This is a genomic window from Enterobacter sp. WPR_3_1, from assembly GCF_003635055.1.
GTDB classification, from domain to species: Bacteria; Pseudomonadota; Gammaproteobacteria; order Enterobacterales; family Enterobacteriaceae; genus Enterobacter; species Enterobacter ludwigii.
The window spans coordinates 394,497-420,891 of the sequence record NZ_RBXU01000008.1 but is presented as its reverse complement, the minus strand read 5'-3'; the positions used below and the strand labels follow the sequence as shown (position 1 = coordinate 420,891).

Here is a 26,395-nt window from a genome sequence, read left to right as displayed (position 1 = left end):
TGGCCGGGCGGCGGTAATGCCTGACCCGGCCAGCGTTTTACAAAAAGTCTTAAGCGATAGTCACTTTGCTGTCCAGGTACACATCCTGCACGGCATTGATCAGCTTCACGCCGTCAGCCATCGATTTTTTAAACGCCTTACGGCCCAGGATCAACCCCATACCGCCCGCGCGCTTATTGATAACCGCCGTGCGCACCGCGTCGGAGAGATCGGTGTCGCCACCCGCCGCACCACCGGAGTTAATTAACCCGGCACGTCCCATATAGCAGTTCGCCAGCTGATAACGCACCAGGTCGATAGGGTTTTCGCTGGTCAGTTTGCTGTAGACCCGGTCATCGGTGTAACCGAAGTTTACCGCTTTATAACCGCCGTTATTTTCCGCCATCTTCTGCTTCACAATATCCGCGCCAATGGTTGCCGCCAGATGGTTCGCCTGGCCGGTCAGGTCGGCAGAAACGTGGTAGTCCACTCCGTCTTTCTTGAATGCGGAGTTACGCAGATACGCCCACAGAACGGTGACCATACCCAGCTCATGCGCGCGTTCGAAGGCAACAGAAATTTCTTCAATCTGGCGACGCGACTGCTCAGAACCAAAGTAGATCGTCGCCCCAACCGCGACCGCGCCCATATTGAACGCCTGCTCTACGCTAGCGTAAAGCGTCTGATCGTATTCGGTCGGGTAGCTCAGGGTTTCGTTGTGATTCAGTTTGACGAGGAATGGAATGCGGTGGGCATAGCGACGCGATACGGAGGCCAGTACGCCATAGGTGGACGCCACGCAGTTACAGCCCGCTTCTATCGCCAGTTCGACGATGTTCTTCGGATCGAAATACAGCGGGTTCGCCGCAAAGGAGGCGCCCGCGGAGTGCTCAACGCCCTGGTCAACCGGCAGAATAGAAAGATACCCGGTTCCCCCCAGTCGCCCGGTATTATAGAGGGTCTGCATATTTCGCAGTACCGCAGGCGGACGGTTGTTATCAACCATCACGCGGTCGACGTAATCGTGGCCAGGCAGATAAAGCTGGTCGGCTGGAATGGTCATACAACGATGCTGTAAAAGGCTGTCGGCGTCTTTGCCAAGCAACTGCGCAATATCAGTCATGTGATGCTCCCGTAAGCCCGACGTGATGTCGGTGAGTGTTTATCCAGACCCATAGCGTTATGGGCAGACTAAGCCTGGTACCGACTTAACAGATTTTCCACCATTTGCATTTTTTTTCAGCACAATCTGCTGGCTCGATTCGTGTACAACAAAACTGTTACATTGATCAAACAATCACCGCAAAGGTATTTAAAAGGTATTATTAGGTGGTATGTTAAAGGCGTACCCTCTCTGACATGCAGGATTAAACAATGAAAACGAAAGTCCAACTGTCATTCATGATGTTTGTTGAATGGTTTATCTGGGGCGCGTGGTTTGTACCGCTGTGGTTATGGCTGAGCAAAAGCGGTTTTACCGCCGGGGAAATTGGCTGGTCTTATGCCTGTACCGCGATTGCCGCGATCCTCTCCCCCATTCTGGTGGGTTCATTGACCGACCGCTTTTTCGCTGCGCAGAAAGTACTGGCCGTACTGATGTTCGCCGGTGCCATCGTGATGTACTTCGCCGCACAGCAAACCCAGTTCAGCACCTTTTTCCCGCTGCTGCTGATTTACTCCCTGACCTATATGCCGACCATTGCGCTGACCAACAGTATTGCCTTCGCCAATGTGGATGATGTGGAGGCTGATTTCCCGCGTATTCGCGTGATGGGCACCCTCGGCTGGATCGCCTCGGGACTGGCGTGCGGTTTCCTTCCGCAGATGATGGGCTATAACGACATTTCCGATACCAATATTCCGCTGCTGATGACGGCGGGCAGCTCCGCCCTGCTCGGTGTCTTTGCGCTGTTCCTGCCGAACACCCCGCCGAAGAGTACCGGCAAGATGGATTTCAAAGTCATGCTGGGGCTGGATGCGCTGATCCTGCTGCGCGATAAAAACTTCCTGGTGTTCTTCTTCTGCTCATTCCTGTTCGCGATGCCGCTGGCCTTCTATTACATCTTTGCTAACGGCTATCTCACCGAAGTGGGGATGAAAAACGCCACCGGCTGGATGACGCTCGGCCAGTTCTCCGAAATCTTCTTTATGCTGGCGCTGCCGTTCTTCACCAAACGCTTTGGTATTAAGAAGGTCTTGCTGCTGGGCCTGCTCACCGCCGCCATCCGCTATGGCTTCTTTGTTTACGGTGGTGCCGATCAGTACTTCACCTATGCCCTGCTGTTCCTCGGCATTCTGCTGCATGGCGTGAGCTACGACTTCTACTATGTGACCGCGTATATCTACGTGGATAAAAAAGCGCCGGTGCATATGCGCACCGCCGCACAAGGCCTGATTACGCTGTGCTGTCAGGGGTTTGGTAGCCTGTTAGGTTACCGCCTGGGCGGCGTGATGATGGAAAAAATGTTCGCATACAAAGAGCCGGTGAATGGGTTGACCTTCAACTGGGCCGGAATGTGGGCATTCGGAGGGATCATGATTGCCGTGATCGCCGTGCTGTTTATGCTGTTTTTCCGCGAATCGGACAAAGAGATCACCGCAATTGAGGTGGTTGAAGGCGATACCGCGCTGACACGAGGGGAAGTTAAATGAAACAAGAACGTGTTCTCGGTGCCCTTTACGGGCAAGCGTTAGGGGATGCGATGGGCATGCCGTCGGAGCTTTGGCCGAGAAAGCGCGTCAAAGCGCACTTCGGCTGGATCGACCGTTTTTTACCCGGACCGGCTGAAAATAACGCCGCCTGCTATTTTAAGCAGGCAGAATTCACCGACGATACGTCAATGGCGTTATGCCTGGCGGATGCGATTATCGAATGCGACGGGCAGATCAACGCAGATGTTATCGGCAAACATATTCTGCACTGGGCGGAATCGTTCGATGCGTTTAACAAGAATGTATTAGGCCCGACATCGAAGATTGCGCTTAACGCCATTCGTGACGGCAAGCCGGTCAGTGAACTGGAAAACAACGGCGTCACCAACGGTGCGGCGATGCGCGCCTCTCCGCTGGGCTGCCTGCTGCCGGCCACGCGTCTGGAGCACTTTGTCGCAGAGGTAGCGCTGGCCTCCAGCCCGACCCATAAATCCGACCTCGCGATTGCCGGCGCGGTGGTGATAGCCTGGGCGGTGTCGCGTGCCATTGACGGTGAACGCTGGCAGAACATCGTCGATGCCCTGCCAGGCATTGCCCGCTACGCACAGGAAGCGAAAACAACCACCTTCAGCGCATCGCTGGCGGCACGGATTGAGCTCGCCCTTAAGACCGTGCGTGAAGCCAACGGCATCGATTCCGCCAGCGAGCAGGTTTACCAGCTTATTGGCGCGGGCACCAGCACGCTTGAGTCGGTTCCAGCGGCGATTGCGATGGTCGAACTGGCAGGCACCGACCCGAACCGCTGCGCCATTTTGTGCGCCAACCTCGGCGGTGATACGGACACCATCGGCGCGATGGCGACGGCAATCTGCGGTGCGCTTCACGGCGTACAGGCGATTGACCCGGCGTACAAGGAGGAACTCGACGCCGTAAACCGCCTCGACTTTAACCACTACTGTGAAAAACTGCTGCACTTCCGGGAGCAAAGGGAGGGCGTATGAGTGCTTTTGCTGCACGCCTTGAAACGCTGCACGCCACTCGCCCGGTCACGGTGCTGGGTGCTGCGGTCATCGACGTGATCGCCGACGCCTATGCCCTGCCCTGGCGCGGGTGTGATATCGAACTCAAACAACAGGGTGTCAATATCGGCGGCTGTGCGCTGAATATTGCTATTGCGCTGAAACGGCTCGGGATAGCCGCGCAAAACGCGCTCCCCGTCGGTCACGGAGTGTGGGCAGACATCATCCGTAACGCCATGGCAAAACAGGATCTGCACAGCGTCGTTGAAGTAGAAACGGGCGACAACGGCTGGTGTCTGGCGCTGGTCGAACCGGACGGTGAGCGGACCTTTATGTCGTTTAGCGGCGTGGAGAACCAGTGGCAACAGCGCTGGCTGGATGCGCTGCACGTGCCGCCTGAAAGCCTGGTCTACCTCTCAGGCTATCAGCTGGCGTCACCGTGCGGAGAGCGTCTGACGGCCTGGCTGGAGGGACTGGAAAACGTTACCGCGTTTATCGATTTTGGGCCGCGTATTGCCGATATTCCTGATGCGCTGATGGCGCGGATCATGGCCTGTAAGCCGATGGTATCGCTTAATCGCCAGGAAGCCGAGATGGCAGCGGGACGATTTGGCATGGAAGCTGAAACACTCGGCCCGCAGTGGCTACAGCGTTTTGGTTCTGCGCTGATTATTCGCCACGATAAAGACGGTGCCGCCTGGTTTGAGGGCGATAAATCGGGCTACGTTCCGGCGTTTCCCGCAACCGTCGTCGACACGATCGGTGCGGGCGACAGCCACGCCGGTGGCACGCTTGCCGGGCTGGCGGCAGGATGGTCGCTGGCTGATGCCGTTACGCTTGGCAATGCAGTGGCGGCCTGGGTCGTTAGCCACCGCGGCGGCGACTGCGCGCCAGGGCGCGAGGCGTTACTCCTCGCACACAAAGACGTATAAATCGCTACGGCAGTAGCTGATGCTGAACTCAATGGGCCGGTTCTGCTGATCAAGTGCAACCTGCTTGATCACCAGCACCGGGATTTTGTCATCCATGCGGATATGCGTCTGAAACTCGCTGTCCGGCATGCGGGCACTGACGCGTGAGCGGGTGCGTTGCGGGAAGATATTCTGGCTACGGAAGTAGTCATACAGGGAAATCCCAATTGCATCCGGATCGTGAATCAACCCTACCGGCACCCAGGACTCCTCAATCGATACGGCGTCATCATCCACATAGCGGATGCGCTTAAGCAAAAAGACCTCGCTCTCCGGCGGCACTGACAGCTGGCTGGCCACCTCTTCCGGGCATTTCACCACCCGTTTATTCACCCACAGCGTGTTGGGCTTTTTGCCGCGCAGCACCACTTGCTGAGAAAAACCGCGCGCTTCCTTGAGCGAGTATTCAAAGATGTTATTGATTTGCGTCCCATAGCCCCGGGCGCGCGTCACTACGCCCTCGGCTTCCAGAGCCTGCATCGCTTTGCGCACGGTAATGCGCGACACGCCGGTTAACTGACTGAGATCGCGCTCGCCGGGCAGTATATTCCCATGCTCCAGCACCCCGTTGCGTACCGCGTTTTTTACCGTTTCGGCAAATTTCAGATACAGCGGCGTGTTGTCCGGGGCGGCAATGCGTTCATTCAGTTGGTCGATTAGCCGGGTATGCGCTTGTTCCATCTCTGTTTTTCTCAGGCCTGGTGTGTGTTGCCAGTATACGGCTTACCACCAGGCATGAAAATGGTGTACCGGACCAATACCGTGACCAACCTCGAGAGTATCGGCTTTTGCCAGCGCTTCGGAGAGCCAGATTTTAGCGTCGCGGACCGTATCCCCCCAGTTGTCACGACGGGGGCGCAAAGCCGCCAGCGCAGCAGAGAGCGTGCAGCCGGTCCCGTGGGTGTTTTTGGTCTGTACCCGCGGGGCCGTGAAACGCAGCGCACCGTCGTGGGTAAACAACCAGTCAGGGCTTTCTTCATCATCAAGATGACCACCTTTCATCAGCACGGCGCCGCAGCCCATCGCCAGGAGCGCATTCCCCTGCTCTTTCATTTCGCGCTCATTCTGCGCGTGCGGCGCATCCAGCAGCGCAGCGGCTTCAGGCAGATTAGGCGTGATAAGCGCCACCTGCGGCAGCAGCTTATTTCGCAGCGTCTCGACGGCGGAGGCGGACAGCAGCGGGTCGCCGCTTTTTGCCAGCATCACGGTATCCAGCACCACGTTTTGCACCTGGTAACGTTTAAGCCGTTCTGCCACCGCTTCAACAATGTCGGTCTCGGCCAGCATCCCAATCTTGGTGGTGTCGATTCGCACATCGCTGAAAACCGAATCCAGCTGTGCGGCGACAAAGTCCGGCTCAATGCGGTAAACCGACTGCACGCCACGCGTATTTTGCGCCACCAGCGCGGTAATCACCGAGCAGCCGTATGCGCCGAGTGCGGAGAACGTTTTCAAATCAGCCTGAATGCCCGCGCCGCCGCTTGGGTCGGTACCGGCAATGGTAAGGGCGTTAATCCGTTTCATACCCGTTCCTCCAGAGTGTAGAGCGCGTCGAGGAACGCACTGGCAAAACTGCCGGGACCAACAGACCGGGCGACGGCCGCCGTTCCGGCACGTTTCATCCATCCGCAAGCGGCGGCGATGTTATCCAGCCGGTCACCGGGAAGCGAGCAGCTCGCCGCCACGACTGCCGAGAGCGCGCATCCCGTTCCCACCACGCGGGTCATTATCGGGTCACCGCCCACGACCGTGCGGGTGCGCTGCCCGTCGGTGACGTAATCCCGTTCACCGGTGACCACCACAATGGCATTCGTCTGGCGAGCCAGCGCCTGCGCGGCAGGCAGCGCAGCCGCCGTCGTGTCGGTGGTATCGACGCCGCGCCCGCCCGCACTCATCCCGGTAAGGGCGAGAATTTCCGAGGCATTGCCGCGAATGGCCGCCGGTTTCAGGGCGAGGATTTGGTGGCAAAAACGGGTGCGGAACGTCAGCGCCCCTACGGCAACCGGGTCAAGCGTCCAGGGTTTCCCTGCTGCCACTGCACGCTCAATCGCCCGGCGCATCGCCTGGGCGCGCGGCGCCGTCAGCGTCCCGACGTTTATCAGCAGGGCATCTGCGAGCGCGGCAAACTGCTCGGCCTCTTCGGCTTCAATCACCATAGCCGGAGAAGCGCCAAGCGCCAGTAACACATTGGCCGTAAAGGTCTGTACCACATCGTTGGTCATACAGTGGGTAAGCGGGGAACGGGTTCGAAACTGATGTAAAACGTGTAAATCGAGCAGGTCAGGCTGCATGGTATCGCTCCTGCCGTGCGTGAAGAAGCGATGACCGGGAAGGCATCTGACTTCCCTACGCTGGCATTATCCAGATCAGGTAATACGGGTATTTCTCAGCCTTCATTTAAGAAGGGCACCCCGAGTCATGAAGATTACATTTCTTTATCAATTAGTAGGTTACGCCAAGTCACGTGCTGATACAAGATTGATCTTACGAATATTACATCTTCACGCTGTACCTCACCTTGTACCCCATTTTGTACCTCATAGGAAAACAATAGAACTTAATACTTTTCAAATCAACTTCTGACCTACTCCACCATCACAATCTCTATAATCAATATCAATCGATATATATACGGCGTCAGATTAAATGTGCGAGCCTGCGTACATGGTACTCGATCGCTCTCAATGATTGCTGTGTTAAAAAAGGTCGCGTAAGCGGCCTTTTTCATAATGAATGATGCTGAGACGCAATCATTTGTTTTCAGTGTTCTCTGGTTATAAAATGCAAAAACCGTTACCAAAAGGAGCTGGTTATGAGTTTTAGTCTGCCGGGGTTTAACTTGTTCTACCTTTCAAGAGATAACCTTGAACCAGAGAAGTATGAACTGATAACCCGTCCTTCTGTTACATGGGATTACATCAGGCAGGAATACGAGTTCGATGACAGATATCGCGATCATTATCACGTTGAAGGGCTAAGACCTCGCCCGTCATATTCACGTAGCTATGCTTACCAAAACAATCATACCTATGGGTTCAATACTGAAAGACGCCTGAGATACCTTGTCTTCAGAGGTGAAATCGTGATGTTAGACCGCTATGGTTCCCCTGGAGAGCTTTTCTATATCGACGACCAAGGTCAGCTTATCTGTAAGAATTACCAGGCGTTTGAAATGAATGGTGCTGAACAGATCCTGAAAGAATACAGGAGTTCTGTAGGATGCAGGTACTACCGTTCAGGAAAGCCCCGCCCAACTTCGTTTTTACTATCTTTCTCAGGTGGAACATCAGCACCAGCTTCTGAGCCGACATACCAGACGATTAACAGCAAGGCCGCAGGACGCCTACTGGCGGCTGGCGGTGTCTACAATGGTAATGTTGAGGGCTTCAGGAAAACAGCAGAGCAGTTAGGTGGAGACGCTGTTAAGGGATATGATCAAGTACTGAATGAGCAAACAGCAGGTACAGCTATTGCGGCGGCTTCAATTCTGTTAGCGAAACGACCTAACCCACAACTATATGATGAAATGACAAGCTATCTGGGGAAACTCAGAGGTGAATCCAGATTAGTTAATGGAATTACAGTTACCGATATTAATTATACTAAAAGAAATCCAGCAGAAGCAGCATTATTAAGAAAAGAATTCGATAGCACAGTAAGAAAGAAATTTGTTAAAGAAATTGCTGCTACTCCTCATGCAGCTAATATTTTTTCACCATCACAGTTACTTAGGATGAATAGTGGGAAGTCTCCAGATGGATGGGATGTTCACCACAAACTTCCATTAGATGATGGTGGTACTAATTCTTTTAATAACTTAGTGTTAATCGAAAAGGAACCATATCATAAGATTTTTACAAACATGCAGAGGTCAGCAGTTAAAAATTTAGTACCAGGGGAAAGTAGAGTAACACCGTGGGCAATACCTACTGGTTCAATTTACCCACTTAAATAACTTTATGGAATCAAGAAAATGAAAATAGAAAACATTCTTGCAGAACTGAAAAGTGAAATGATTAAGTGGGAGTATCCAGTTCAAGACCCAATTGGGAAATCATTTCTTAATAGTATTTTGAACAGAAAACCTGATTCAACTACAACACCAATGTTAGAAAATTTAGTAGACGAACTGTGTGTTTTATTTTCCAACCAACCCGACTACATCACATTTTTAGAGTATATGGACGGATTTGAATATGACGGTCTTACTCTATTCAGTTTGTCTACCCCTGAACCATTAGTTAAAAATCTATTTGTAATGAATGATTTCTATAGAGATAATGATGATTTTATAGATCCTGATCTTGCAGAAAGATTAGTAATAGGTGAAAATAGCATATCATTATTCACATATGACACTAAATCCAATTTATTTGAAATTAGGGATAATATATCTACAGAAAGTGTATTTGGATCATTTGACAATTTCTATGATTTTCTAAAAGAAATACTTGAAGCAGTCAAGTAAGTACTATCTCTGTAAACCGCCCCCTATTGATTAAACGTTGCATAGGGGGCTTTCCTAAAATAAAAAGACGAACTTCGCTTTATTACATTTACTGGCAACCATTTCAGACTAACTATGGAAGACTATACCTCTCTCTGCTTTATGTTCCATTTTTTCTTGCTGAAAGGGTTGTATTTTAACTTGTAGGTAATCAATATAAAAGAAAATACTAAAACTGTAAGTTGCTGCCAGGTAGAGAATGGTGTTTGGGTTGCTGAAGAAGTAAGAATAAAAACCCATAACAATATCAATATTAGATTGACTGTATCTTGTAATTCAGATATTGAATATGGCTTCTGTCGACGTGAAATATGGGTTTTAAAAAGATGTCCACAAAAGAAAGGCTCAAGCATATCTAAATGGTACTCCCAGTTTTCTTGCCAGTACTTCCCGCTTTGAGAAATGCCACTACTAATCATGGAAATCAGATATCCTAATAAAGAAATAACTGATATTGCTAGAAAGTATTCTGTCCGCTTCTCAAGTGGGGCATCATAAAATAGTTTTGCAAATATACCAATAAGAACAAGTAATGCTCCATTTACAGGCCACATAAAAGTAGCCCTTTTCCAGTATAATTCAATCTCAAATTTTCTTGTATCCAGCGTTTGCTTATATGCTTCACTTAATATAGTTAATTGTTTCTCTGTTGGAGCTGATTGTTTATAAACTTCTTCACCTAATATTGCGGCAAAATAATCGATATTTTTTTGGAAGTGATTGTTTTGTAATGAATTGTCTTTTTCATTTGTAATGGATTGCATGGTAAGCCCTTATCCGTTATAACCTACACAAAATAACAGCATAGCTATGACATGAAAACGAATGTTTGAATACCACTATTTTTGGCAGGCTTGGGGGCAATGTCACCCTTAAGTACTTAAAGCCAAGCAGGCATAAATGCCTTGCTGTTCATTTATTGTACCGAGGGTGCAATATGATAAAGGTATTAGTATTTTCTACCATACATATGTAAGTTACTTTGGATAAGTCACTGTTCGCTTTCGCTAAAGTTACCAGTCTTTAGTACAAAAAAAATCAAATCCCAGGCCTCCTGATTTTTGGCAAAAAACCTTAAGTAATCTTTTACTCAGGAAAAAGTACAGTCTGTTTTTTTCCGCCTGATTTAAAATCTCGCTCACCTGATCAGCTTCAACCCCGCCGACAAAATGTCGTGTATTCAGATCTCAGTGTTAACCTTTTCACTAACCCGGAACAGGCTAAAAAAAGAACAATCCAAAAATCTCTTTGGGGTACTCCCCAAAGATACTCGCTTTTCTCGTCGCGTTTAGTATCATTTAGATATTTAACGCATTTAAATGATACTGTATCATTCAGTTAATTAAAATGATACTTATCGGTAGTGAAGGCGGGAAAATGATTTTTGGTTATGCGAGAGTCTCAACAAAGGATCAGAATCTTGAACGTCAGTTGGCAGTACTTGAACCTGTTTGCGACAAAATCGTTACAGAGAAAGTATCAGGCAAGTCCACCAGCGAACGACCTGAATTGCTGAACTTGCTTTCACACCTCCGCGAAGGTGACACCCTTGTTACTCATTCAATCGATCGCCTCGCACGTAATACCCGCGATTTGCTGGAAATAATTGATAACCTCGTGGCTCGTGGGATCACTGTTCAGTTCCTTGCAAACTCAATGAGCTTCGACAACTCCCCGCAATCCCGCTTGATCCTAACCATGATGGGAGCCGTTGCGGAATTTGAACGAGGAATGATCGCATCACGCCGCAACGAGGGGATTACTCTTGCCAAAGAAGCAGGGAAGTACAAAGGCAAGCAAAAGAACCAAGAACTACATAACAAGATTATCGATATGATACAGGCCGGGAAGAATACACCAGACGAGATCGCAAAGTTATGTGATTGCGGCAGGGCTACAGTTTTTCGTGTAAAGAAAGAAATACTTGCCAATACTGGCTATTTCGAACGCTGATATAGCGGCAGAGGGTGAAGAAGAGCGGTCGATAGTTTAGTGCCAAAAGAATCCTTTCGATATCTTGGTTGCAGTTAAATAAAATTTAATTTTTCTTTTAAAATCAGTATGATGATCGATATTTTTGTCTATAATCAGCTAATCGATGCTTGGGGTTTTCTTACTTAGAATCGATAGGATTGCAAAGCTGCTATACCGTATATAGATGTTTAAAGATATCTTGGTACTATATGTTGGTGATCTGTGCACTAAATGGACATTAGTAGCATTGATTCCGTGGTTATAGAGTTGTATATTTACTCAGTGCTGTTCATCCAACCAGTTTCTTCATCGTAGGGAGAAGTTGATGTCTGATAAAACTGAGTATTTTTCAAAATATTTTGAAATTGGAAATCGAAAATCGTTCTCATCTAAACAAGAGATTAGTCCTGAGAATTTCAAGGAGCTAATTGGCTACTATGAACTCAACGAGGATGTTTCTTGTCAAGTGAAAACTAAAAGAGGTTTCTGTCATAAAAATCATAAAACTGGTTGGTTAGGCGTTACAGTTGATGGTGTTGAAGCTCTCATTGGAGGGCATTGTGCAAAAACTTACTTTAAAGCAGATATGCGATTTAGTATGGAAACGAAACGTATTAAAACTGAATTAGAGCGAAGGGATTATGTTACCGAATTACAAAGTTATAAAAATAATATTGATTTGATTTTAGAAGAGCTTTCTAACTTAAGAGCCAACCTAATCACTGTTAGAAAGATAGTTGATGTTGTGTATAAGACTATGCCAAATAGTGTCCTGCGATTTCTTGAGTCAGGGCAACGTACTAACAACTGGACAGTTAATGTAGATGTATTATATCCTGCGAAGAACGACGATCAGAAGCCCATATGGCAAGTACACGCATTGACCTCTCTTAAATCTATAAGTACTACACGAGAGATCATTAGTTTAATCACAAAGGTTAAATTCCTGATTGGAATTGTTGATGAACTTAAAAACATTGATATTTCTGAATTGCCGACGCCTAAGTTAAGATATTATACGAATGAAATTCGTGAAAAGATAGATTATGAAAAACGTTACGGCAGGTTCGTCAATGAAACCAAAAAATTCATTGAATCCAAGAATTTGGATTTGCTATTGTTCGTTTGTGACGACTATGAAGAGCAATTTTTAACTGTCAAATCAATTTTTAACATTATAGGTTCTAAAGTCCAATCAGATGCTCATATCAGACTTAGAATTAAAAGAGTCGAGGAGCGTGTTAGCAAATTGTTTAATAACTTCCCAGTTAGAGTAAACCAACAAGTCATTAAATATAAAAATAACGCTTTGGCTTAGTTATAAGATTTGTTAATCAAACAAACACCTGCATTTTAACGTATGCAGGTGTTTTATAGCAAAAACACCCATATCAATAGACCTGCACCAATTATTCAACACAACCATCAGTTAATGATATTTTTAATACTACCTAAATTCCCATTTCATCACTAACCTGTAAACGATGATGACATAATATAAAGAATGAATTATTAATGTAATTTAAGCCCAACAGATTCCATCAATCACATAATTTATGGAGGAAAGAGGGAACGTGTGCAAATAGCGTTTTGTAATCCCACCACTTTTCTCATGGCCTACCGTTTGTTGCAGATGCAAGATGTTCTTAACCCATCCGGCCATTGCAGTAGAGCAAATAGAATGACGAATGCTATGCAAAAGCCTACGCTGTCCAAAGTCATCTAAGTATGAAATTCCAAGCTGATCACGCACGTTAGCAAATTCTTTGCCAATTTTAGTCATATTCGTACCCGCCACTTCTGAAAAAATCCGCTCTTTCCATTGCCGATCAACATAATCTATAAACCCCCATTCGATAAGCTTAGGGTGTATTACCACTTGCCGGGTGGCATTTTTGGTTTTCCCCTGCCCTCCTTCTGCGATCAAGAAGTAATACCGCTGGCTATCCTCATCATATTTGATTTGTGATTTTTTCAGTTTGGCAATTTCTCCTCTCCTGGCTCCAGTGTGTGCCAACAACAACGTAATCCATTTCAACCAGCCATCCGGCTGCTAAGTGCCCACTCTACAATCTTCTTAATTTCCGCCGGACTGTATGCACCAAATCTGGCTTTTGATGGTGCTGCCACTACGCCATCAGTTGGCGATTTAGGTAATATGTCTTTGCTATCGGGGAGAAATGTTTTAAACAAGGATTTATAGAGCTTGAGATGCTTATGGATAGCCTCAACACCCACAAGCTCATCAGGAGGTACGTCGTCACAATCTATCAACTGCTTAACATTCATCGAGCGATACGGCTGAATAACACGCTTAGGTAAATTCTCAACAACTTCCATCACCTGTCTAATGTCCTGTTTGGTGATCGCAGTTACATCCGTATTTTCCCCCAACACTACAAGCAATACTTCAATGTAACGTTCATTCGCCATTGAGATCGATTTAGTCCAATGCCCCCCCTTTTCAGCTTTGTACATAGCCCAAGCATCAGAGAGAGTTAATGCGTTTTCCGGCTCAACTTGTGCCGATGGCTCCCCAATTTTAGGAGATACAGCAAGCAGCAGACTGGATAACAACGGAAGTGTCACAGCCCTACGTTCTGACACGATCAGGTTTGAGATAAACGCATCAAACATCGGAGTCGGAGTCGGAGTTGCTAATGATTTAACAAATGGGATGTGCGGAGTGATGCTAATCATCAAAGCTGAGGCTTGGTGATAGCTATCAGTAAGGAGTGATTTTTTATACATCCGACCATTCGAAAGCCGGATCTGTAGGTAGTAGTTACCGTTTCGTTGAAAGGTGTATGGAAGGGTTTTGTACCTCATGATCACGCTCTTTTTGTACCTTAGGTGCACTACACACGGACAAAAAGAAATGTAACCACATGAATACTAATCGGAATCTTGTCCCCCTACGCTGGCATTATCCAGATCAGGTAATACGGGTATTTCTCAGCCTTCATTTAAGAAGGGCACCCCGAGTCATTGGTAAGAATTCACTTACATTTGGCAGATTAGGGGAAGAGTACCAGTGATGCAAGACCTGTTGATTTCTCGCTTTCATGATTTTGTTATACCAATCAGATGTAATGAGAAGCCTGTAACCGCTATGTCCGGGAATAAAAACAACCTGTCGTGACCCCGGTATTTTGCAGGTAATGTCGAGATAATGCGCTTAAAGGGGCTATCTGCCCCCCTTAACGTCCCTCAATGGCACGATTTGTCACACACTTTTCTCTCTTTTTACAGTCCTGACAAAATACGCGTAACCGGCTGTTTTTGTTTGGCATAAAGCGCAATTTTTATTCTTAAAATGAGGATATTCCCTCCCCCGTACCGCATGTCATAAAACAGTAAACAAATTAACCATTGAGCCTCGTGACAAAAGGCTCTATATTGGCGGCGTTTTTTTCAGGCCCCCATCTGTTTTTTAACTTTTTATTCAATCGTTGCTCATAACGAAGCGGCGGTTGTAGGAGTGATATGATGACGGATAAAGTCCGTATTGACACCGTAGATGCCCACAAAAGCAACGAAACCTATCTGGCCCGTCAGGCCGAGTTTGAATCTAACGTCAGGAGTTATCCGCGCAAACTGCCTTTAGCAATCACTAAAGCAGAAGGCGTGTGGATCACCGATGCAGACAATAAAGAATACCTTGACTGTTTAGCAGGCGCAGGCACCCTTGCGCTTGGACATAACCATCCTGATGTGCTGAAAAGCATCCAAAATGTCATTACCAGCGGCTTGCCGTTACATACTCTGGATCTGACTACGCCTCTGAAAGACGCGTTCTCAGAATATCTGCTCTCTCTGCTGCCTGGTCAGGGCAAAGAGTACTGCCTGCAGTTCACCGGTCCATCCGGTGCTGACGCCGTTGAAGCGGCGCTGAAACTGGCGAAAAAAGTGACCGGTCGTAGCGGTATCATCAGCTTCTCTGGTGGTTACCACGGTATGACTCACGGCGCACTGGCCGTTACCGGCAACCTGTCTCCGAAAGAAGCGGTTAACGGTATGATGCCAGAAGTGCAGTTCATGCCTTACCCGCACCAGTACCGTTGCCCACTGGGTATCGGCGGTGAGGCGGGTGTGAAAGCACTGACCTACTATTTCGAAAACCTGATCAACGACGTTGAAAGCGGCGTGCGTAAACCTGCGGCAGTGATCCTTGAAGCCGTTCAGGGTGAAGGCGGCGTTAACCCGGCTCCGGTTGAGTGGCTGCAGCGCATCCGTAAAGTGACTCAGGAACACGGCATTCTGCTGATCCTCGACGAAGTTCAGGCTGGCTTTGCCCGTACCGGTAAATTCTTCGCCTTCGAACACGCGGGCATTGAGCCAGACATCATCGTGATGTCTAAAGCGGTTGGCGGCGGTCTGCCACTGGCGGTACTCGGCATCAAGAAACAGTTCGATGCGTGGGCACCAGGCCACCACACCGGTACCTTCCGCGGCAACCAGCTGGCAATGGCAACCGGTCTGACAACGCTGAAAATCCTGAAAGACCAGAACATCGCGGGCAAAGTGGCCGCACAGGGCGAATGGCTGAAAGGCCAGCTGAACGAGATGGCGAAACGCTATCCGGTTATCGGTCACGTTCGCGGCCTGGGCATGATGATCGGGATTGAGATCGTTAAACCACACGAAGCGGCAGACCACATGGGTTGCTACCCGGGTGATGGCGAGCTGTCTGCACTGATTCAGAAGAAGTGCTTCGAAGCCGGCCTGATTCTGGAGCGCGGTGGTCGCAACGGTATTGTTCTGCGTCTGCTGCCTTCCCTGCTGATCAGCGATGATGAGCTGAAAGTCTTCCTGGATAAATTCGAGCAGGCGCTGCTTGCTGCGGGCGTTCGCCCGGCGTAACCGGAGTTGTTGAACACGATGTCAGATTCAAACCCAATTTTGTTCTCCTCTGCGCAGAGCATTGAAGCTTACCAGCAGGCGATTGAACAAAGCACTCAGGCTGTGATGCAGTGGCTGAAACAGCCTGAGATGTATCAGGGCAAAACGGTCGCGGAACTGCGCGACCGTATAAAGCTGGATTTCAACCCGAAAGGGCTGGGCAACGAAGCGGCGATTGAACGCGCCGTGGAGTTCTTCCTGAAAGACAGCCTGTCCGTTCATCACCCGCAGTGTGTGGCGCACCTGCACTGCCCAAGCCTGGTGGTTAGCCAGGCAGCGGAAGTGCTGATTAATGCCACTAACCAGAGCATGGACTCCTGGGATCAAAGCCCGTCCGCAACCATCATTGAGATCAAGCTGATCGAATGGCTGCGTACCCGCGTGGGTTATCAGGCTGGCGACGCCGGTGTGTTCACCAGCGGCGGCACGCAGAGCAACCTGATGGGTCTGATGCTGGCCCGTGATGCGTTCTTCGCGCGTCAGGGTCATTCCGTTCAGCAGGACGGCCTGGTTGGCGATCTGCGTAAAATCCGCGTGCTGTGCTCTGAAAACGCACACTTCTCCGTGCAGAAGAACATGGCGCTGATGGGTCTGGGCTACCAGTCCGTCGTGCAGGTGAAAACGGATGAATTCTCGCGCATGGATCTCAACGATCTGGCAGCGAAAATTGAGCAGTGCAATGCTAACGGCGAGCAGATCCTGGCGATTGTTGCCACTGCCGGTACTACCGATGCAGGTGCAATCGATCCGCTGCGTGCCATTGCTGAACTGGCGGCGAAACAGAATATCTGGGTACACGTTGATGCGGCCTGGGGCGGCGCGCTGCTGATGTCTGAGCAGTATCGTCACTACCTGGACGGTATCGAGCTGGTGGATTCCGTTACTCTGGACTTCCACAAGCAGTTCTTCCAGACCATCAGCTGCGGTGCGTTCCTGCTCAAAGAAGCGCGCCACTATGAGCTGATGCGCTATCAGGCGGCCTATCTGAACTCTGAGTTCGATGAAGAAGCTGGCGTGCCTAACCTGGTGTCGAAATCTCTGCAGACGACCCGTCGTTTCGACGCGCTGAAGCTGTGGATGAGCCTGGAAGCGCTGGGTCAGGAACAATACGCGGCGATCATCGATCACGGTGTTACGCTGGCACAGCAGGTTGCGGCTTACGTGAAAGAGCAGCCTGCTCTGGAACTGGTTATGCAGCCGCAGCTGGCAAGCGTATTGTTCCGCTTCCGTGGACAGGTACAGATGGACGACGCGGGTATCGCCCTGCTGAACCAGAAAATTGGTGATGCGCTGCTGGAATCCGGCCGTGCTAACGTCGGCGTGACCGAGCATAACGGCGTCACCTGCCTGAAGCTGACTCTTCTGAACCCAACCGTGACCCTGGAGGACATTAAAGTCCTGCTGTCGCTGGTTGAGCGTACCGCACAGGAAGTTCTGGCGAAGTAATATCCAGCCCCTCTTCCGCCGGAAGAGGGGCTCTCTTTACAGCCCTGCCCACCACAGTCTGAGCTTCATTCCCCAGTAACTTGTCCACCCCGTAGTAGTACTGACCACTTTCCCCTTCGACACGATCACCAGCGTCGGTGTTACGCTCACCTGCCACGCCTGCGACAGCGCACCGTTGGCATCGTTGACCACCGGCATGACCAGCTGTTTCTTGTCGACCCAGCGCGCCAGCTTTGCATCGTCGCCGGAACGCATGGCGATACTTACGACGTTGCCACCCTGTTCTGCCAGCGTATTGACCGAGGGCGTCGTAAACCGACAGATGCTGCACCAGGTTGCCCATACGTATATCAGCAGCGGGCGTTCCTGGCTGAGTACCGTTATATCGTGGATCTTTCCGTCGATGCTGTGCATCGGTGCAGCGCTAAAGCTGGCGGGGAGTGTGGGCTTGCGGTATTGATCCACGCCCCACATTACGGCCAGCGCGAGCAGAAAGAAGATGATCCCTTCCCGCGCCCAGCGGCGCAGTCGACTGAATTTGCGGTTTTCCATTGTGACCTCTTGATGAATCGACGGTCATCTTAGCGAGCAATGCGCCATCACGCTGTAAAGAAGTGTCGGGTCATTTCGTTCGCAACGTGTCGGCCATCAGCGTAAAGCAGGATTCGATAAGCGGAGGAAGCGGCTGCGGGGCGCGCATTAACGCCACCGTGCGGGCCAGGGCCGGTTGTTGAAGATGTACCACCCTGAGCTGCGGGTCCTGGAGGTGCGTGGTATAGAGCTGCGGTAAAATCGCCACGGCGAGTTTCGAGCGCACCAGACCATACAAAGTTTCGATGTAGTCCACCTGATAGCGTGTCGGCAACGACAAACGGTGGCTTTCCGCGAGCGCCGCAACCAGACGCTGAATATTACCTTTTGAGAACACGGCGATATCCCGCCCTGCCAGTTGCTTCCAGGGCAGGTGCGCCGACGCGGCCAGCGGATCGTCGCTGTGAATGACTGCGACAAACGGGTCGTCCTGTAAGGGAAACACGTTCAGCTGGTCGGGAACAGAGTTATCGAGCGCACCAATGCCGAAATCAATCTGCCCTTTCAGCAGCTGGGCCACCAGCGCATCGTTGGTTTGATCGTGAAATTCCACCCTGAGGCGGGGAAAAGCCTGCGCGAGCGTCCGGGGCATCAAGGGGAACAGCAGCGAACTCACGGAAGGGATCAGCCCGATACGCACCGTACCTTCTCCGCCTACCTGAACAATGTGCTGCATGTCGTCAAACGCAAGCTGCGCCACGCTGAGCACCCGCTGCGCGTGCGGCAGGATGGCATTGCCAAGCTCCGTCAACGTCACGGCCGAGGCGGTCCGGTTAACCAGTTTGCCCCCAAGCACCGTCTCGATTTGCCGCAACGCACTGCTGAGCGCCGGCTGGCTGATAGCCAGTTTGCTGGCGGTATCAGTAAAATGACGCAGCTGCGCCAGAGTGACAAAATACTGTAGCTGTCGAAGAGAGAGCGCGGGCAAGCGCTGCCAGGGTTCCGTCATGATTATCCATTACACGCGTCACAGAATAACCCGGGGTTATCGGGCGATAAATTTTATCAGCTGGGCAAACGTTTGCCGTGTGCATAGAGTAGCGTCATTATTTTGATGCTGGAACTGTTAATTGCATGACTGCTGAAACCCGACGCCGCGCCGTTCAGGCTGCACGAGGCGAAATGCCCTTTGACCTGCTGCTCACCGATACCCGTATTGTGGATATGGTCACCGGTGAGATCCGCGAAGCGGATGTTGGTATCGTGGGATCACTGATTGCCAGTGTCCATCCGCGCGGCAGCCGCAACGACGCACATGAGACCCACGCGCTGAACAACCAGTTTCTGTCGCCAGGGCTGATGGATACCCACGTCCACCTTGAAAGCTCCCATCTTATGCCCGCCCGCTACGCGGAGATTGTGCTTGCACAGGGCACCACGGCGGTCTTCTGGGATCCGCATGAACTGGCCAACGTGCTGGGCATTGACGGTGTCCGTTTTGCCATTGAGGCCAGCCGCAATCTGCCGCTGCAGGTGATGGTCGCCGCGCCTTCAAGCGTGCCCTCAACGCCCGGCCTGGAAATGTCCGGGGCGGATTTTGCCGGAGACGAGATGAACACCCTGCTCGGCTGGCCGGAAGTGCGCGGTGTGGCTGAAGTGATGGACATGCACGGGGTGCTTAATGGCAGCCAGCGTATGCTGGAAATTATGCAGGCCGGGCTCGACAGCGGAAAGCTGATTGAAGGCCATGCCCGCGGTCTCAGCGGTGCGGATTTACAGGCTTATCTGGCAGCAGGCGTGACTTCTGACCATGAGTTAACGTCGGCTGACGATGCGCTGGAAAAACTGCGTGCCGGGCTGACGCTGGAGATCCGCGGTTCGCACCCTTATCTGCTGCCCGATATTGTCAGCGCCCTGAAAACGCTCCCCCATCTTTCGTCTCACATCACGGTTTGTACCGATGATGTTCCGCCAGACATCCTCATGGAAAAAGGCGGGATCATCGCGCTGCTGAACCTGCTGATTGAACATGGATTAGCGGCCACCGACGCACTGCGTTTTGCAACGCTCAATGCGGCCATTCGCCTGCAGCGTAACGACCTGGGGCTGATTGCCGCCGGGCGTCGCGCGGATCTGGTGGTGTTTGACTCGCTGGATAAACTGACGGCGCGCCAGGTCTACGTCGCCGGAAAGCTGATTGCCCGGGACGGGGCAACGCTCGAACCCGTTGCTGATACGCCTCTTACGTTGCCGCGTGATACCGTACGGTTGTCTGCCCTGACCGCTGATGATTTTTGCATGCGCATTGGCAACGCGAACCATGGCGTGGCTCGCTTGCGCCACATCTGCGGCGCGCGCTTTACCCGCTGGGGTGAAACAGATGTGCAGGTGCGCAACGGGTGCGTGCAGATCCCGGACGGCTTTAGCCTGATCTGGGTTCAGCATCGCCATGCCCGTCATGCAGCAAAACCGCAAATTGCCCTGCTTGAAGGCTGGGGGGAACTGCGCGGGGCGATTGCCACCAGCTACTCGCACGACTCTCACAACCTGGTGGTTTTGGGCCGCGATCCGAACGATATGGCGCTCGCTGCCAATACGCTTATCAACAGCGGTGGTGGCATGGCGCTGGCGCAACAGGGTGACGTGATTGCCCACGTTGCCATGCCGATTGCGGGCATGCTGTCGGAACTGCCACCTGCCGAGCTGGCGCTGCAGTTCAGGACGCTGCGCGATCGCAGCAGTCTGATTGCCGACTGGGAACCGCCGTATCGGGTTTTTAAGGCCATCGAAGGAACCTGCCTTGCCTGTAATGCCGGGCCACATTTGACCGATCTTGGACTGACCGATGGCAGCACGCGCCAGATTGTCGATCCGCTGATTTCTTACCGGGAAACCCCGGACAACACACAATAATACCGAAGGAGAGCCGGATAATGGCCGACAATACCGTTAATTCGCCAGCACCAGGGCGCTGGCTTGAACGTCGTTTTGCACTCCGTGCACGCGGGAGCACCGTGCGCACCGAGTGCCTGGCGGGTATCACCGGTTTTCTCGCCGCCGCCTATTTGCTGGTGGTTATCCCGGGGCTGCTGGCCGTGGGAGGAATGGACAAAGGCGCCGCGACCACGGGCACCATTCTGGTCTTCGTTGCCGGGACGCTGCTGATGGCGTTTTACGCCAACCTGCCGTTTATCGTCGGGCCAGGAATTGGTGGCTCGGTGCTGGTCGGGGTGACGCTTGCGGGCAGTGAAGGCATTGGCTGGCAAATTGGTCTGGGTATCGCCTGCTGGTCGGGGATTTTATTCTTTCTGCTGACCCGGTTTGGCCTGCGTGAAGTGGTGACCCGCTCGGTGCCGCAGTCCATCAAGCTGGGGCTGACGGCCTCCATCGGGCTGTTTGTCGCCGTACTCGGTTTCCGCAACGCCGGGCTGGTGCTGGCGAATGCCAAAACGAACGCACTGATGCTGGGAGATTTTTTGTCACCCGGTGCACTGGTGGCGTTGCTCGGCCTGTTCCTGGCTATCGGCCTGCAGGCTCGTCGTATTCCGGGTGCGATCCTGTGGGCTATCCTGCTCGCGACCCTCGTGGGTATTCCGATGGGCGTCACGAAATTACCCGCCAGTTTTATTGATGTGCCCCACTCCATCGCTCCCGTCCTCGGGCATGTCGATATGCTGGGCGCGCTGAATATTGCCTTTCTGCCGTTCCTGTTTGTCTTCTTCGCCTCCGAGTTTTTCTCCACCATGGGAACAACGCTGGCGGTGGGCGGGGAAGCAGGGCTGCTGGATGAAGAAGGCAATATGCCGAACATTAACCGCCCGTTTATGGTGGACTCCATTGCCGCCGCGATTGGCCCGTGGGTAGGCATTCCTGCCGCCACGGCGCTGATTGAATCGTCCGCAGCCGCAGAAGCCGGCGGCAAAACCGGCATGACCGCGCTGGCCGCGGCGGTAATGTTCCTGCTGATGCTGCTGTTTACCCCTGTGGCGCTGATGATCCCGAAAGAAGCCACGGCGCCCGCCCTGATCCTCATCGGGCTGAATATGTTTAGCGGTTTACGTAAGGTTGATCTGGCGAACTTCACCGACGGCTTGCCGGTTTTGATGATGGTGATGATTACGCTGATTGCCAACAGTTTCGGGACCGGTATTGCGGGCGGGCTGCTGTTTTATATCGTTATCAAAGCGATTGCCGGGAAATGGCGCGATATCCCCGTCGGTCTGTGGATCCTCGCCATTCCCCTGGTGTATTACTTCGCCACGCTGGTGAAGCACTAACCCTCACGCCGCTTTTCCTTCGGGGTATAGCCGTAATCGAAATGGCTATACCCCGCGCTGTAATACAGCGCCGCAGATTTCACGATATCATTGAGAATGGCACCGTTCACCTGCACCCCCATCTGCTGCAGACGCTTTACACAGTTTTCCGTCTCTTTCACGTTGGTTTTACCAAAGCGGGCAACCAGTAACGTGGTTGCAGCCACTCTGGCAATCAGCACCGCATCGGTCACGGCCAGCACCGGCGGTGTATCAACGATAACAACGTCATAGTGTGCATTCATCCCCGACATCACCTCCTGGAAGCGTTCTCCCATGAGCAGCTCCACGGGACGTAATGGCTGGGGACCGCAGGTCAGAACATCAAATCCCGCCTTATCAACGCGCTGGATCGCCTCCTGCCATGCCACATTTCCCTCAAGGACAGCGGATAATCCGTGATGGTTGTTCAGCTTAAAGAGATTATGCACATAGCCTTTACGCATATCCGCATCGATAAAGAGCACCCGCTTTCCGGCCTGAGCCGCTATTGATGCCAGTGACGTGCTGACCAGCGTTTTGCCGCAATTCTGCGTGGGGCCCGTAATCACCACGATCTGGTTTGAGGCATCCATCATCGTGAAATGCAGGCTGGTACGCAGTCCGCGCATCGCTTCAACAAACATATCCGCTGGCCGGTCTGTGGGCAGGAAGGGGATATCCGAGGTTTTGTGTTTCCCGTGGGGCGCCAAAAAGTGCTTTCGGCGCAAATGCGTTTTTTTCCACAGCCAGACCGAGCGCGGCAGCGTCGCCAGAACCGGCATCCCCTGCTCTTCTATTTGCTCTGACGAGGTGATCCCTCGCCGACAGGCAGTACGAACCAACACCCAGCCCATGGAGACCATCAGCCCTAACAGCACGCCAGGCAGAATAATGAGCGCTTTACGGGGTTTTATTGGCTCAGGTTGCGTAACCGCGGTATCAATGATCCGCACGTTGCCGATGGCGCTGGAGCGTGAAATGTTCAGTTCCTGTTGGCGTGTCAGCAGCTGCAGGTAAATGGTACGCCCGGACTCGACATCACGGCTCAGGCGCAACACTTCCTGCTGGGTAGAAGGCATAGATGAAACCCGGCTGTTCAGGCGCGCGCGTCCCTCTTCGAGCGTTTGTCGCTTCTCCCGTAATGCGCGATAGGTCGGGTGATCCTTTTTGAAAAGCTGAGAAACCTCTGCCTCACGAAAGGTCAGTTCGTTGAGTTGATTTTCCACGTTAACGACCTGATCCAGTACGGACTTCGCCTCAAGGGATAAGTCGACGGAATCGCGCTGCGCCCGATAGGCATTCAGTCGTGCTTCGGCCTCATCCAGTTCGTGACGGACCTTAGGCAACTGCTCCTGTAAAAACGCCAGACTTCGGGCATCCTGTGCCTCCTGGCGCGCAATATTCTGGCTGAGATAATTTTCTGCAATCGTATTGAGCACCACCGCTATCCTGTCCGGGTCTTCACCCGTCAGCGTCAGGGTGATCATACCGCTCTGTTTACCGGATTCCGCGACAAAGAGTCTCTTCTGCAGCGCGTTAATTGCCTCAAGCCTGGTAAAGGCTTGAAGGGTAAATTGGGTCCCTGGCTCCGCGCTGAGCGAGGTCACCAGAAGCGTGACCCCGTCTTTCACCAGCCGTTTGCCAACCCTACCGTCAGCCTTAAGCGTCTCCCCTTCCAGGCGATACCGGCCCTGCCCCAGCGCGGTCAGGACAATCGCTTGCGGTTTCCCCTCCTGCTGGGGCAGGGTAAGCTCACCTATCGTCATGTTGCCCGGTTTACTGCCGCGTAGACGTTCCCAGAGGCGCCCCACAACCGGGAGAACGCGCTGTTTTACCTGATATGTCAGCCCCAGATTATCAACGGTTCCCCCCAGGATCATGCGCGATTTAAGCAGCAACAGTTCAGGTTCAGCGTCGGGTGAAAGGTCAGACCCAAACTGGCTTAAGCTTTTAAGCAACGAGTTGTCCTGCTTTGCTTCTATCTGTACCAGGGCATCCGCCTGGTAGACCGGCGTGGCGCTAAACGCGTAGAGCCCCGCGCACACCGTAAACAGGAGCGTGACCAGCCCGATTAGCATGCGGTGATCAATCATCTCAGCAAAGAGCTGCATAAGATCGATTTCATTACTGTGCGGTGCGGCAGCACCGTATTTATCTGATGTATGAGAAGACATTAACGCTTCATTCCTTTTTGACCCACACGACGAGCCCATTCCTGACTGGCTTTTACCAGTTGCCCGAAAACATATTCAAACGCTTCACGACTTTTGCGGTAAGGATCGGGAATGTCCTTGTTTTCCAGCCATTGGCCAAACAGCAGCGATTTTCCACGACATTCGGGTGACACGGCGGCAATAAAACGCAGGTGCTCCGGCTCCATCACCAGAATCAAATCGGAGGTTTGCAACATGCTGCGCGTCATCTTGCGTGCCACGTGCCCCTCCAGCGAAACGCCATAACACCGGGCCACCTCCCGTGCAGTTGCATCCGCCGGGCGTCCTTCAAATCCGTAAATCCCAGCCGATGTCACGAGTCTGCCGGGCAGCTGTTGTCGCAACAGCCGCTCCCCCATCGGCGAACGGCAAATATTGCCGGTGCAAACCACTAAGATTGAGTTGAACATTATTGCGGCCATGAACGGATGAAGCGGACGGTTTCGGTCAGGTCATGGACACCGCTGATGGTGGGTACCAGCTGTGTGATCACGCGATTCCAGCGCGACAACGGCGCGGTGGTGACGTAGACAATGTCATACGGTTCAAGCTGGAATTCCGTCCCCAGTACCATCGCGGAGGCATCCTTCGCATTGAGCTGATAGATATTGGCAATTTTGTCCGTCGCCCCTTTTTTCGCTACCGAGCGAATAACAAAAATCCCGGTTGCATCGGCCATATTCTGATCCAGCCCGCCTGCATTCCCCAGGGCTTCCGCCAGGGTCATTCCGCTACGATCCATCTTCAGCGTGCTCTGCTTCACCACCTCGCCCATCACGAACACTTTTAAGGCATCGTTACGCGGAACAAAGAGGATATCGCCCGGATACAGCAGCTTATTCTGGCTTAAATCACCGTGCTGCATCAGCGCATAGAGCGAAAGGCGCGCGTCCTGGCCATTATGCGTGAGGACCACGTTACGCCAGTCGGCATCCGCGGAAAGCCCACCTGCGGCGTTGACCGCGTCCATTACCGTCAACGGAATATTGGTTATCGGTTGCTGGCCTGATTTTGCCACCTCTCCTGTCACATAGGCTTTTTGTGAGCGGAAAGACGCCACGCTGACATCCACCTGCGGGCTCTCAATAACCTTCTCCAGTTGCGCGGTGATTGCTTCACGCACCTGCGCGACCGTTTTGCCTGCAACATGCAGTTTTCCGACGTAGGGATAGAAGAGCGTTCCATCCGCATTCACCCAGTTACCCGCGTCACTCGCGGTACGATACTGCCCTGCGGGCGTGGTTAATTCAGGATGATCCCAGACGGTGACCGTCAGGATGTCGCCGGTGCCTATGCGGTATTCCCAGTTTTTGACCTGCTCATCCAGAGTAGGATTTGCCTGAGATTTGAGGACAGGCGGTCGCAATCTTTCAATGAGCGCCGGGGTCAGGGGATAAATTTCCACGTGTTGATCGAGCTGATAATTCGCTTCTCCGTCAGCCATGACTTTTTTCCCGGTAATGCTGAGATCCTGACCTGGCGAAAATACGCAACCAGTTAACTGGCCGACTGAAAGAAATAAAAGTGAAAATAGCGTTGTATTTTTCATTTATATAAAAAGTTCTTTTATTGTTGTGTTTGTTGTTAAACAGATAAAAAATAAATTCATTTACATTAAAATTTTCAACGGGTTATTGTTTTAGCGGACGTATTGCAAAAAACGGACAACGTTTCCCTTCCTGGCGATAAAAAAGCAAAATCGTTCCCATTATTTTGAAAAAAATGGAAAGAGATTGATGTCATACGGAGGTGATATTAAATGTTCTTACGTGGGAAAGCATGCGTTGAACAGTCCATTTGCGAAGTGAGAAGGTATTTTCAGAATTGATTAATGAAATAATAAATATTGGAAATATCAAACTCGGGAAATATTGGCTGTAGTGATACTGCACGCGTCATTACG

The 26,395-nt window shown here is 51.6% G+C and carries 21 protein-coding genes, 1 pseudogene and 2 riboswitches; of the genes and pseudogenes, 11 read left to right on the top strand and 11 right to left on the bottom strand.

Translation table 11 applies throughout. From position 1 onward, the window contains the following. Nucleotides 1-49 precede the first annotated feature (49 nt). Entirely contained in the window at nucleotides 50-1,102 is a 1,053-nt protein-coding gene (fbaB, locus tag BJ887_RS03755) for a class I fructose-bisphosphate aldolase (protein WP_049022967.1), read from the bottom strand. A gap of 251 nt (nucleotides 1,103-1,353) precedes the next feature. Here fbaB and BJ887_RS03750 point away from each other — a divergent pair, with 251 nt between their 5' ends. Genes BJ887_RS03750 through BJ887_RS03740 form a run of 3 tightly spaced genes read left to right on the top strand, consistent with a single transcriptional unit; the run spans nucleotide 1,354 to nucleotide 4,582 of the window. Continuing rightward, nucleotides 1,354-2,631 carry a nucleoside permease gene (locus BJ887_RS03750; protein ID WP_020883238.1) on the top strand — a complete coding sequence of 426 codons (1,278 nt, stop codon included), beginning with the start codon at nucleotides 1,354-1,356 and terminating at the stop codon, nucleotides 2,629-2,631. Next, nucleotides 2,628-3,632, top strand: a complete 1,005-nt coding sequence (locus tag BJ887_RS03745) for an ADP-ribosylglycohydrolase family protein (protein ID WP_020883237.1) — start codon at nucleotides 2,628-2,630, stop codon at nucleotides 3,630-3,632. Before BJ887_RS03750 ends, BJ887_RS03745 begins: the two co-directional genes overlap by 4 nt. Beyond that, a complete protein-coding gene (locus BJ887_RS03740) occupies nucleotides 3,629-4,582 on the top strand; it encodes a PfkB family carbohydrate kinase (RefSeq protein ID WP_121339299.1) in 954 nt (317 codons plus the stop codon). The genes BJ887_RS03745 and BJ887_RS03740 overlap by 4 nt, the downstream gene beginning before the upstream one ends. Here the strand turns inward: BJ887_RS03740 and BJ887_RS03735 are convergent. The 3 genes from BJ887_RS03735 to thiM are packed head-to-tail and all read right to left on the bottom strand — an operon-like array spanning nucleotide 4,556 to nucleotide 6,912. Beyond that, a complete protein-coding gene (locus BJ887_RS03735) occupies nucleotides 4,556-5,302 on the bottom strand; it encodes a GntR family transcriptional regulator (protein WP_014170861.1) in 747 nt (248 codons plus the stop codon). The two genes, BJ887_RS03740 and BJ887_RS03735, sit on opposite strands and share 27 nt — an antisense overlap. A gap of 42 nt (nucleotides 5,303-5,344) precedes the next feature. Next, nucleotides 5,345-6,145: a bifunctional hydroxymethylpyrimidine kinase/phosphomethylpyrimidine kinase gene (thiD, locus tag BJ887_RS03730; RefSeq protein WP_025203664.1), complete on the bottom strand. Its 801-nt coding sequence runs from the start codon at nucleotides 6,143-6,145 to the stop codon at nucleotides 5,345-5,347. Further along, nucleotides 6,142-6,912: a hydroxyethylthiazole kinase gene (thiM, locus tag BJ887_RS03725; RefSeq protein ID WP_121339297.1), complete on the bottom strand. Its 771-nt coding sequence runs from the start codon at nucleotides 6,910-6,912 to the stop codon at nucleotides 6,142-6,144. The genes thiD and thiM overlap by 4 nt, the downstream gene beginning before the upstream one ends. A gap of 35 nt (nucleotides 6,913-6,947) precedes the next feature. After that, nucleotides 6,948-7,045, bottom strand: a riboswitch (TPP riboswitch). A gap of 388 nt (nucleotides 7,046-7,433) precedes the next feature. Between thiM and BJ887_RS03720 the strand changes: the two genes are divergently transcribed. Together BJ887_RS03720 and BJ887_RS03715 are read left to right on the top strand one after the other, a co-directional pair. Then, on the top strand, nucleotides 7,434-8,576 hold the full coding sequence (locus BJ887_RS03720) for an HNH endonuclease signature motif containing protein (RefSeq protein ID WP_121339295.1): 1,143 nt from the start codon (nucleotides 7,434-7,436) through the stop codon (nucleotides 8,574-8,576). A gap of 18 nt (nucleotides 8,577-8,594) precedes the next feature. Continuing rightward, a complete protein-coding gene (locus BJ887_RS03715) occupies nucleotides 8,595-9,089 on the top strand; it encodes a YrhA family protein (RefSeq protein WP_121339293.1) in 495 nt (164 codons plus the stop codon). A 122-nt stretch (nucleotides 9,090-9,211) separates the two neighbouring features. Here BJ887_RS03715 and BJ887_RS03710 read toward each other — a convergent pair whose 3' ends face one another. Further along, nucleotides 9,212-9,892, bottom strand: coding sequence for a hypothetical protein (locus tag BJ887_RS03710; RefSeq protein ID WP_063215285.1), 681 nt, complete (start codon nucleotides 9,890-9,892; stop codon nucleotides 9,212-9,214). A gap of 613 nt (nucleotides 9,893-10,505) precedes the next feature. On the opposite strand from BJ887_RS03710, the gene BJ887_RS03705 reads away from it, so the two are divergent. Both BJ887_RS03705 and BJ887_RS03700 read left to right on the top strand, forming a co-directional pair. Then, nucleotides 10,506-11,081, top strand: a complete 576-nt coding sequence (locus tag BJ887_RS03705) for a recombinase family protein (RefSeq protein WP_121339291.1) — start codon at nucleotides 10,506-10,508, stop codon at nucleotides 11,079-11,081. A gap of 346 nt (nucleotides 11,082-11,427) precedes the next feature. Next, nucleotides 11,428-12,420 carry a hypothetical protein gene (locus BJ887_RS03700; RefSeq protein WP_121339289.1) on the top strand — a complete coding sequence of 331 codons (993 nt, stop codon included), beginning with the start codon at nucleotides 11,428-11,430 and terminating at the stop codon, nucleotides 12,418-12,420. Nucleotides 12,421-12,624: 204 nt separating this feature from the next. Here BJ887_RS03700 and BJ887_RS03695 read toward each other — a convergent pair. Next, nucleotides 12,625-13,931 (bottom strand): annotated as a pseudogene (locus BJ887_RS03695) (tyrosine-type recombinase/integrase). A 67-nt stretch (nucleotides 13,932-13,998) separates the two neighbouring features. Next, a riboswitch (TPP riboswitch) is annotated at nucleotides 13,999-14,095 on the bottom strand. Between the two features lie 493 nt (nucleotides 14,096-14,588). Here BJ887_RS03695 and BJ887_RS03690 point away from each other — a divergent pair. Both BJ887_RS03690 and BJ887_RS03685 read left to right on the top strand, forming a co-directional pair. Further along, entirely contained in the window at nucleotides 14,589-15,965 is a 1,377-nt protein-coding gene (locus tag BJ887_RS03690) for a diaminobutyrate--2-oxoglutarate transaminase (RefSeq protein ID WP_014170865.1), read from the top strand. 18 nt (nucleotides 15,966-15,983) lie between these two features. Then, on the top strand, nucleotides 15,984-17,450 hold the full coding sequence (locus tag BJ887_RS03685; RefSeq protein ID WP_025203662.1) for an aspartate aminotransferase family protein: 1,467 nt from the start codon (nucleotides 15,984-15,986) through the stop codon (nucleotides 17,448-17,450). Nucleotides 17,451-17,486: 36 nt separating this feature from the next. On the opposite strand, the gene BJ887_RS03680 is transcribed toward BJ887_RS03685, so the two are convergent. After that, nucleotides 17,487-18,002, bottom strand: coding sequence for a protein disulfide oxidoreductase (locus BJ887_RS03680; protein ID WP_121339288.1), 516 nt, complete (start codon nucleotides 18,000-18,002; stop codon nucleotides 17,487-17,489). Nucleotides 18,003-18,072: 70 nt separating this feature from the next. After that, entirely contained in the window at nucleotides 18,073-18,993 is a 921-nt protein-coding gene (locus BJ887_RS03675) for a LysR family transcriptional regulator (RefSeq protein ID WP_229216824.1), read from the bottom strand. 122 nt (nucleotides 18,994-19,115) lie between these two features. Here BJ887_RS03675 and BJ887_RS03670 point away from each other — a divergent pair, with 122 nt between their 5' ends. Further along, nucleotides 19,116-20,894, top strand: a complete 1,779-nt coding sequence (locus tag BJ887_RS03670; RefSeq protein ID WP_040017973.1) for an adenine deaminase — start codon at nucleotides 19,116-19,118, stop codon at nucleotides 20,892-20,894. Nucleotides 20,895-20,914: 20 nt separating this feature from the next. Further along, on the top strand, nucleotides 20,915-22,258 hold the full coding sequence (locus BJ887_RS03665) for an NCS2 family permease (RefSeq protein ID WP_032678560.1): 1,344 nt from the start codon (nucleotides 20,915-20,917) through the stop codon (nucleotides 22,256-22,258). Here the strand turns inward: BJ887_RS03665 and BJ887_RS03660 are convergent. The 3 genes from BJ887_RS03660 to BJ887_RS03650 are packed head-to-tail and all read right to left on the bottom strand — an operon-like array spanning nucleotide 22,255 to nucleotide 26,041. Further along, complete coding sequence (locus BJ887_RS03660; protein ID WP_121339284.1) at nucleotides 22,255-24,453, bottom strand: polysaccharide biosynthesis tyrosine autokinase; 2,199 nt, start codon at nucleotides 24,451-24,453, stop codon at nucleotides 22,255-22,257. The genes BJ887_RS03665 and BJ887_RS03660 overlap by 4 nt on opposite strands. Continuing rightward, nucleotides 24,453-24,902, bottom strand: coding sequence for a protein tyrosine phosphatase (locus BJ887_RS03655; protein WP_086463511.1), 450 nt, complete (start codon nucleotides 24,900-24,902; stop codon nucleotides 24,453-24,455). Before BJ887_RS03655 ends, BJ887_RS03660 begins: the two co-directional genes overlap by 1 nt. Next, complete coding sequence (locus BJ887_RS03650) at nucleotides 24,902-26,041, bottom strand: polysaccharide export protein (protein ID WP_032669932.1); 1,140 nt, start codon at nucleotides 26,039-26,041, stop codon at nucleotides 24,902-24,904. The genes BJ887_RS03655 and BJ887_RS03650 overlap by 1 nt, the downstream gene beginning before the upstream one ends. Between the last annotated feature and the right edge of the window lie 354 nt (nucleotides 26,042-26,395).

Excerpts from the sequence above, each read along its gene's own strand:
- fbaB (WP_049022967.1), bottom strand. The coding sequence starts at position 1,102 with ATGACTGATATTGCGCAGTTGCTTGGCAAAGACGCCGACAGCCTTTTA.
- BJ887_RS03750 (WP_020883238.1), top strand. The coding sequence starts at position 1,354 with ATGAAAACGAAAGTCCAACTGTCATTCATGATGTTTGTTGAATGGTTT.
- BJ887_RS03745 (WP_020883237.1), top strand. The coding sequence starts at position 2,628 with ATGAAACAAGAACGTGTTCTCGGTGCCCTTTACGGGCAAGCGTTAGGG.
- BJ887_RS03740 (WP_121339299.1), top strand. The coding sequence starts at position 3,629 with ATGAGTGCTTTTGCTGCACGCCTTGAAACGCTGCACGCCACTCGCCCG.
- BJ887_RS03735 (WP_014170861.1), bottom strand. The coding sequence starts at position 5,302 with ATGGAACAAGCGCATACCCGGCTAATCGACCAACTGAATGAACGCATT.
- thiD (WP_025203664.1), bottom strand. The coding sequence starts at position 6,145 with ATGAAACGGATTAACGCCCTTACCATTGCCGGTACCGACCCAAGCGGC.
- thiM (WP_121339297.1), bottom strand. The coding sequence starts at position 6,912 with ATGCAGCCTGACCTGCTCGATTTACACGTTTTACATCAGTTTCGAACC.
- BJ887_RS03720 (WP_121339295.1), top strand. The coding sequence starts at position 7,434 with ATGAGTTTTAGTCTGCCGGGGTTTAACTTGTTCTACCTTTCAAGAGAT.
- BJ887_RS03715 (WP_121339293.1), top strand. The coding sequence starts at position 8,595 with ATGAAAATAGAAAACATTCTTGCAGAACTGAAAAGTGAAATGATTAAG.
- BJ887_RS03710 (WP_063215285.1), bottom strand. The coding sequence starts at position 9,892 with ATGCAATCCATTACAAATGAAAAAGACAATTCATTACAAAACAATCAC.
- BJ887_RS03705 (WP_121339291.1), top strand. The coding sequence starts at position 10,506 with ATGATTTTTGGTTATGCGAGAGTCTCAACAAAGGATCAGAATCTTGAA.
- BJ887_RS03700 (WP_121339289.1), top strand. The coding sequence starts at position 11,428 with ATGTCTGATAAAACTGAGTATTTTTCAAAATATTTTGAAATTGGAAAT.
- BJ887_RS03690 (WP_014170865.1), top strand. The coding sequence starts at position 14,589 with ATGATGACGGATAAAGTCCGTATTGACACCGTAGATGCCCACAAAAGC.
- BJ887_RS03685 (WP_025203662.1), top strand. The coding sequence starts at position 15,984 with ATGTCAGATTCAAACCCAATTTTGTTCTCCTCTGCGCAGAGCATTGAA.
- BJ887_RS03680 (WP_121339288.1), bottom strand. The coding sequence starts at position 18,002 with ATGGAAAACCGCAAATTCAGTCGACTGCGCCGCTGGGCGCGGGAAGGG.
- BJ887_RS03670 (WP_040017973.1), top strand. The coding sequence starts at position 19,116 with ATGACTGCTGAAACCCGACGCCGCGCCGTTCAGGCTGCACGAGGCGAA.
- BJ887_RS03665 (WP_032678560.1), top strand. The coding sequence starts at position 20,915 with ATGGCCGACAATACCGTTAATTCGCCAGCACCAGGGCGCTGGCTTGAA.
- BJ887_RS03660 (WP_121339284.1), bottom strand. The coding sequence starts at position 24,453 with ATGTCTTCTCATACATCAGATAAATACGGTGCTGCCGCACCGCACAGT.
- BJ887_RS03655 (WP_086463511.1), bottom strand. The coding sequence starts at position 24,902 with ATGTTCAACTCAATCTTAGTGGTTTGCACCGGCAATATTTGCCGTTCG.
- BJ887_RS03650 (WP_032669932.1), bottom strand. The coding sequence starts at position 26,041 with ATGAAAAATACAACGCTATTTTCACTTTTATTTCTTTCAGTCGGCCAG.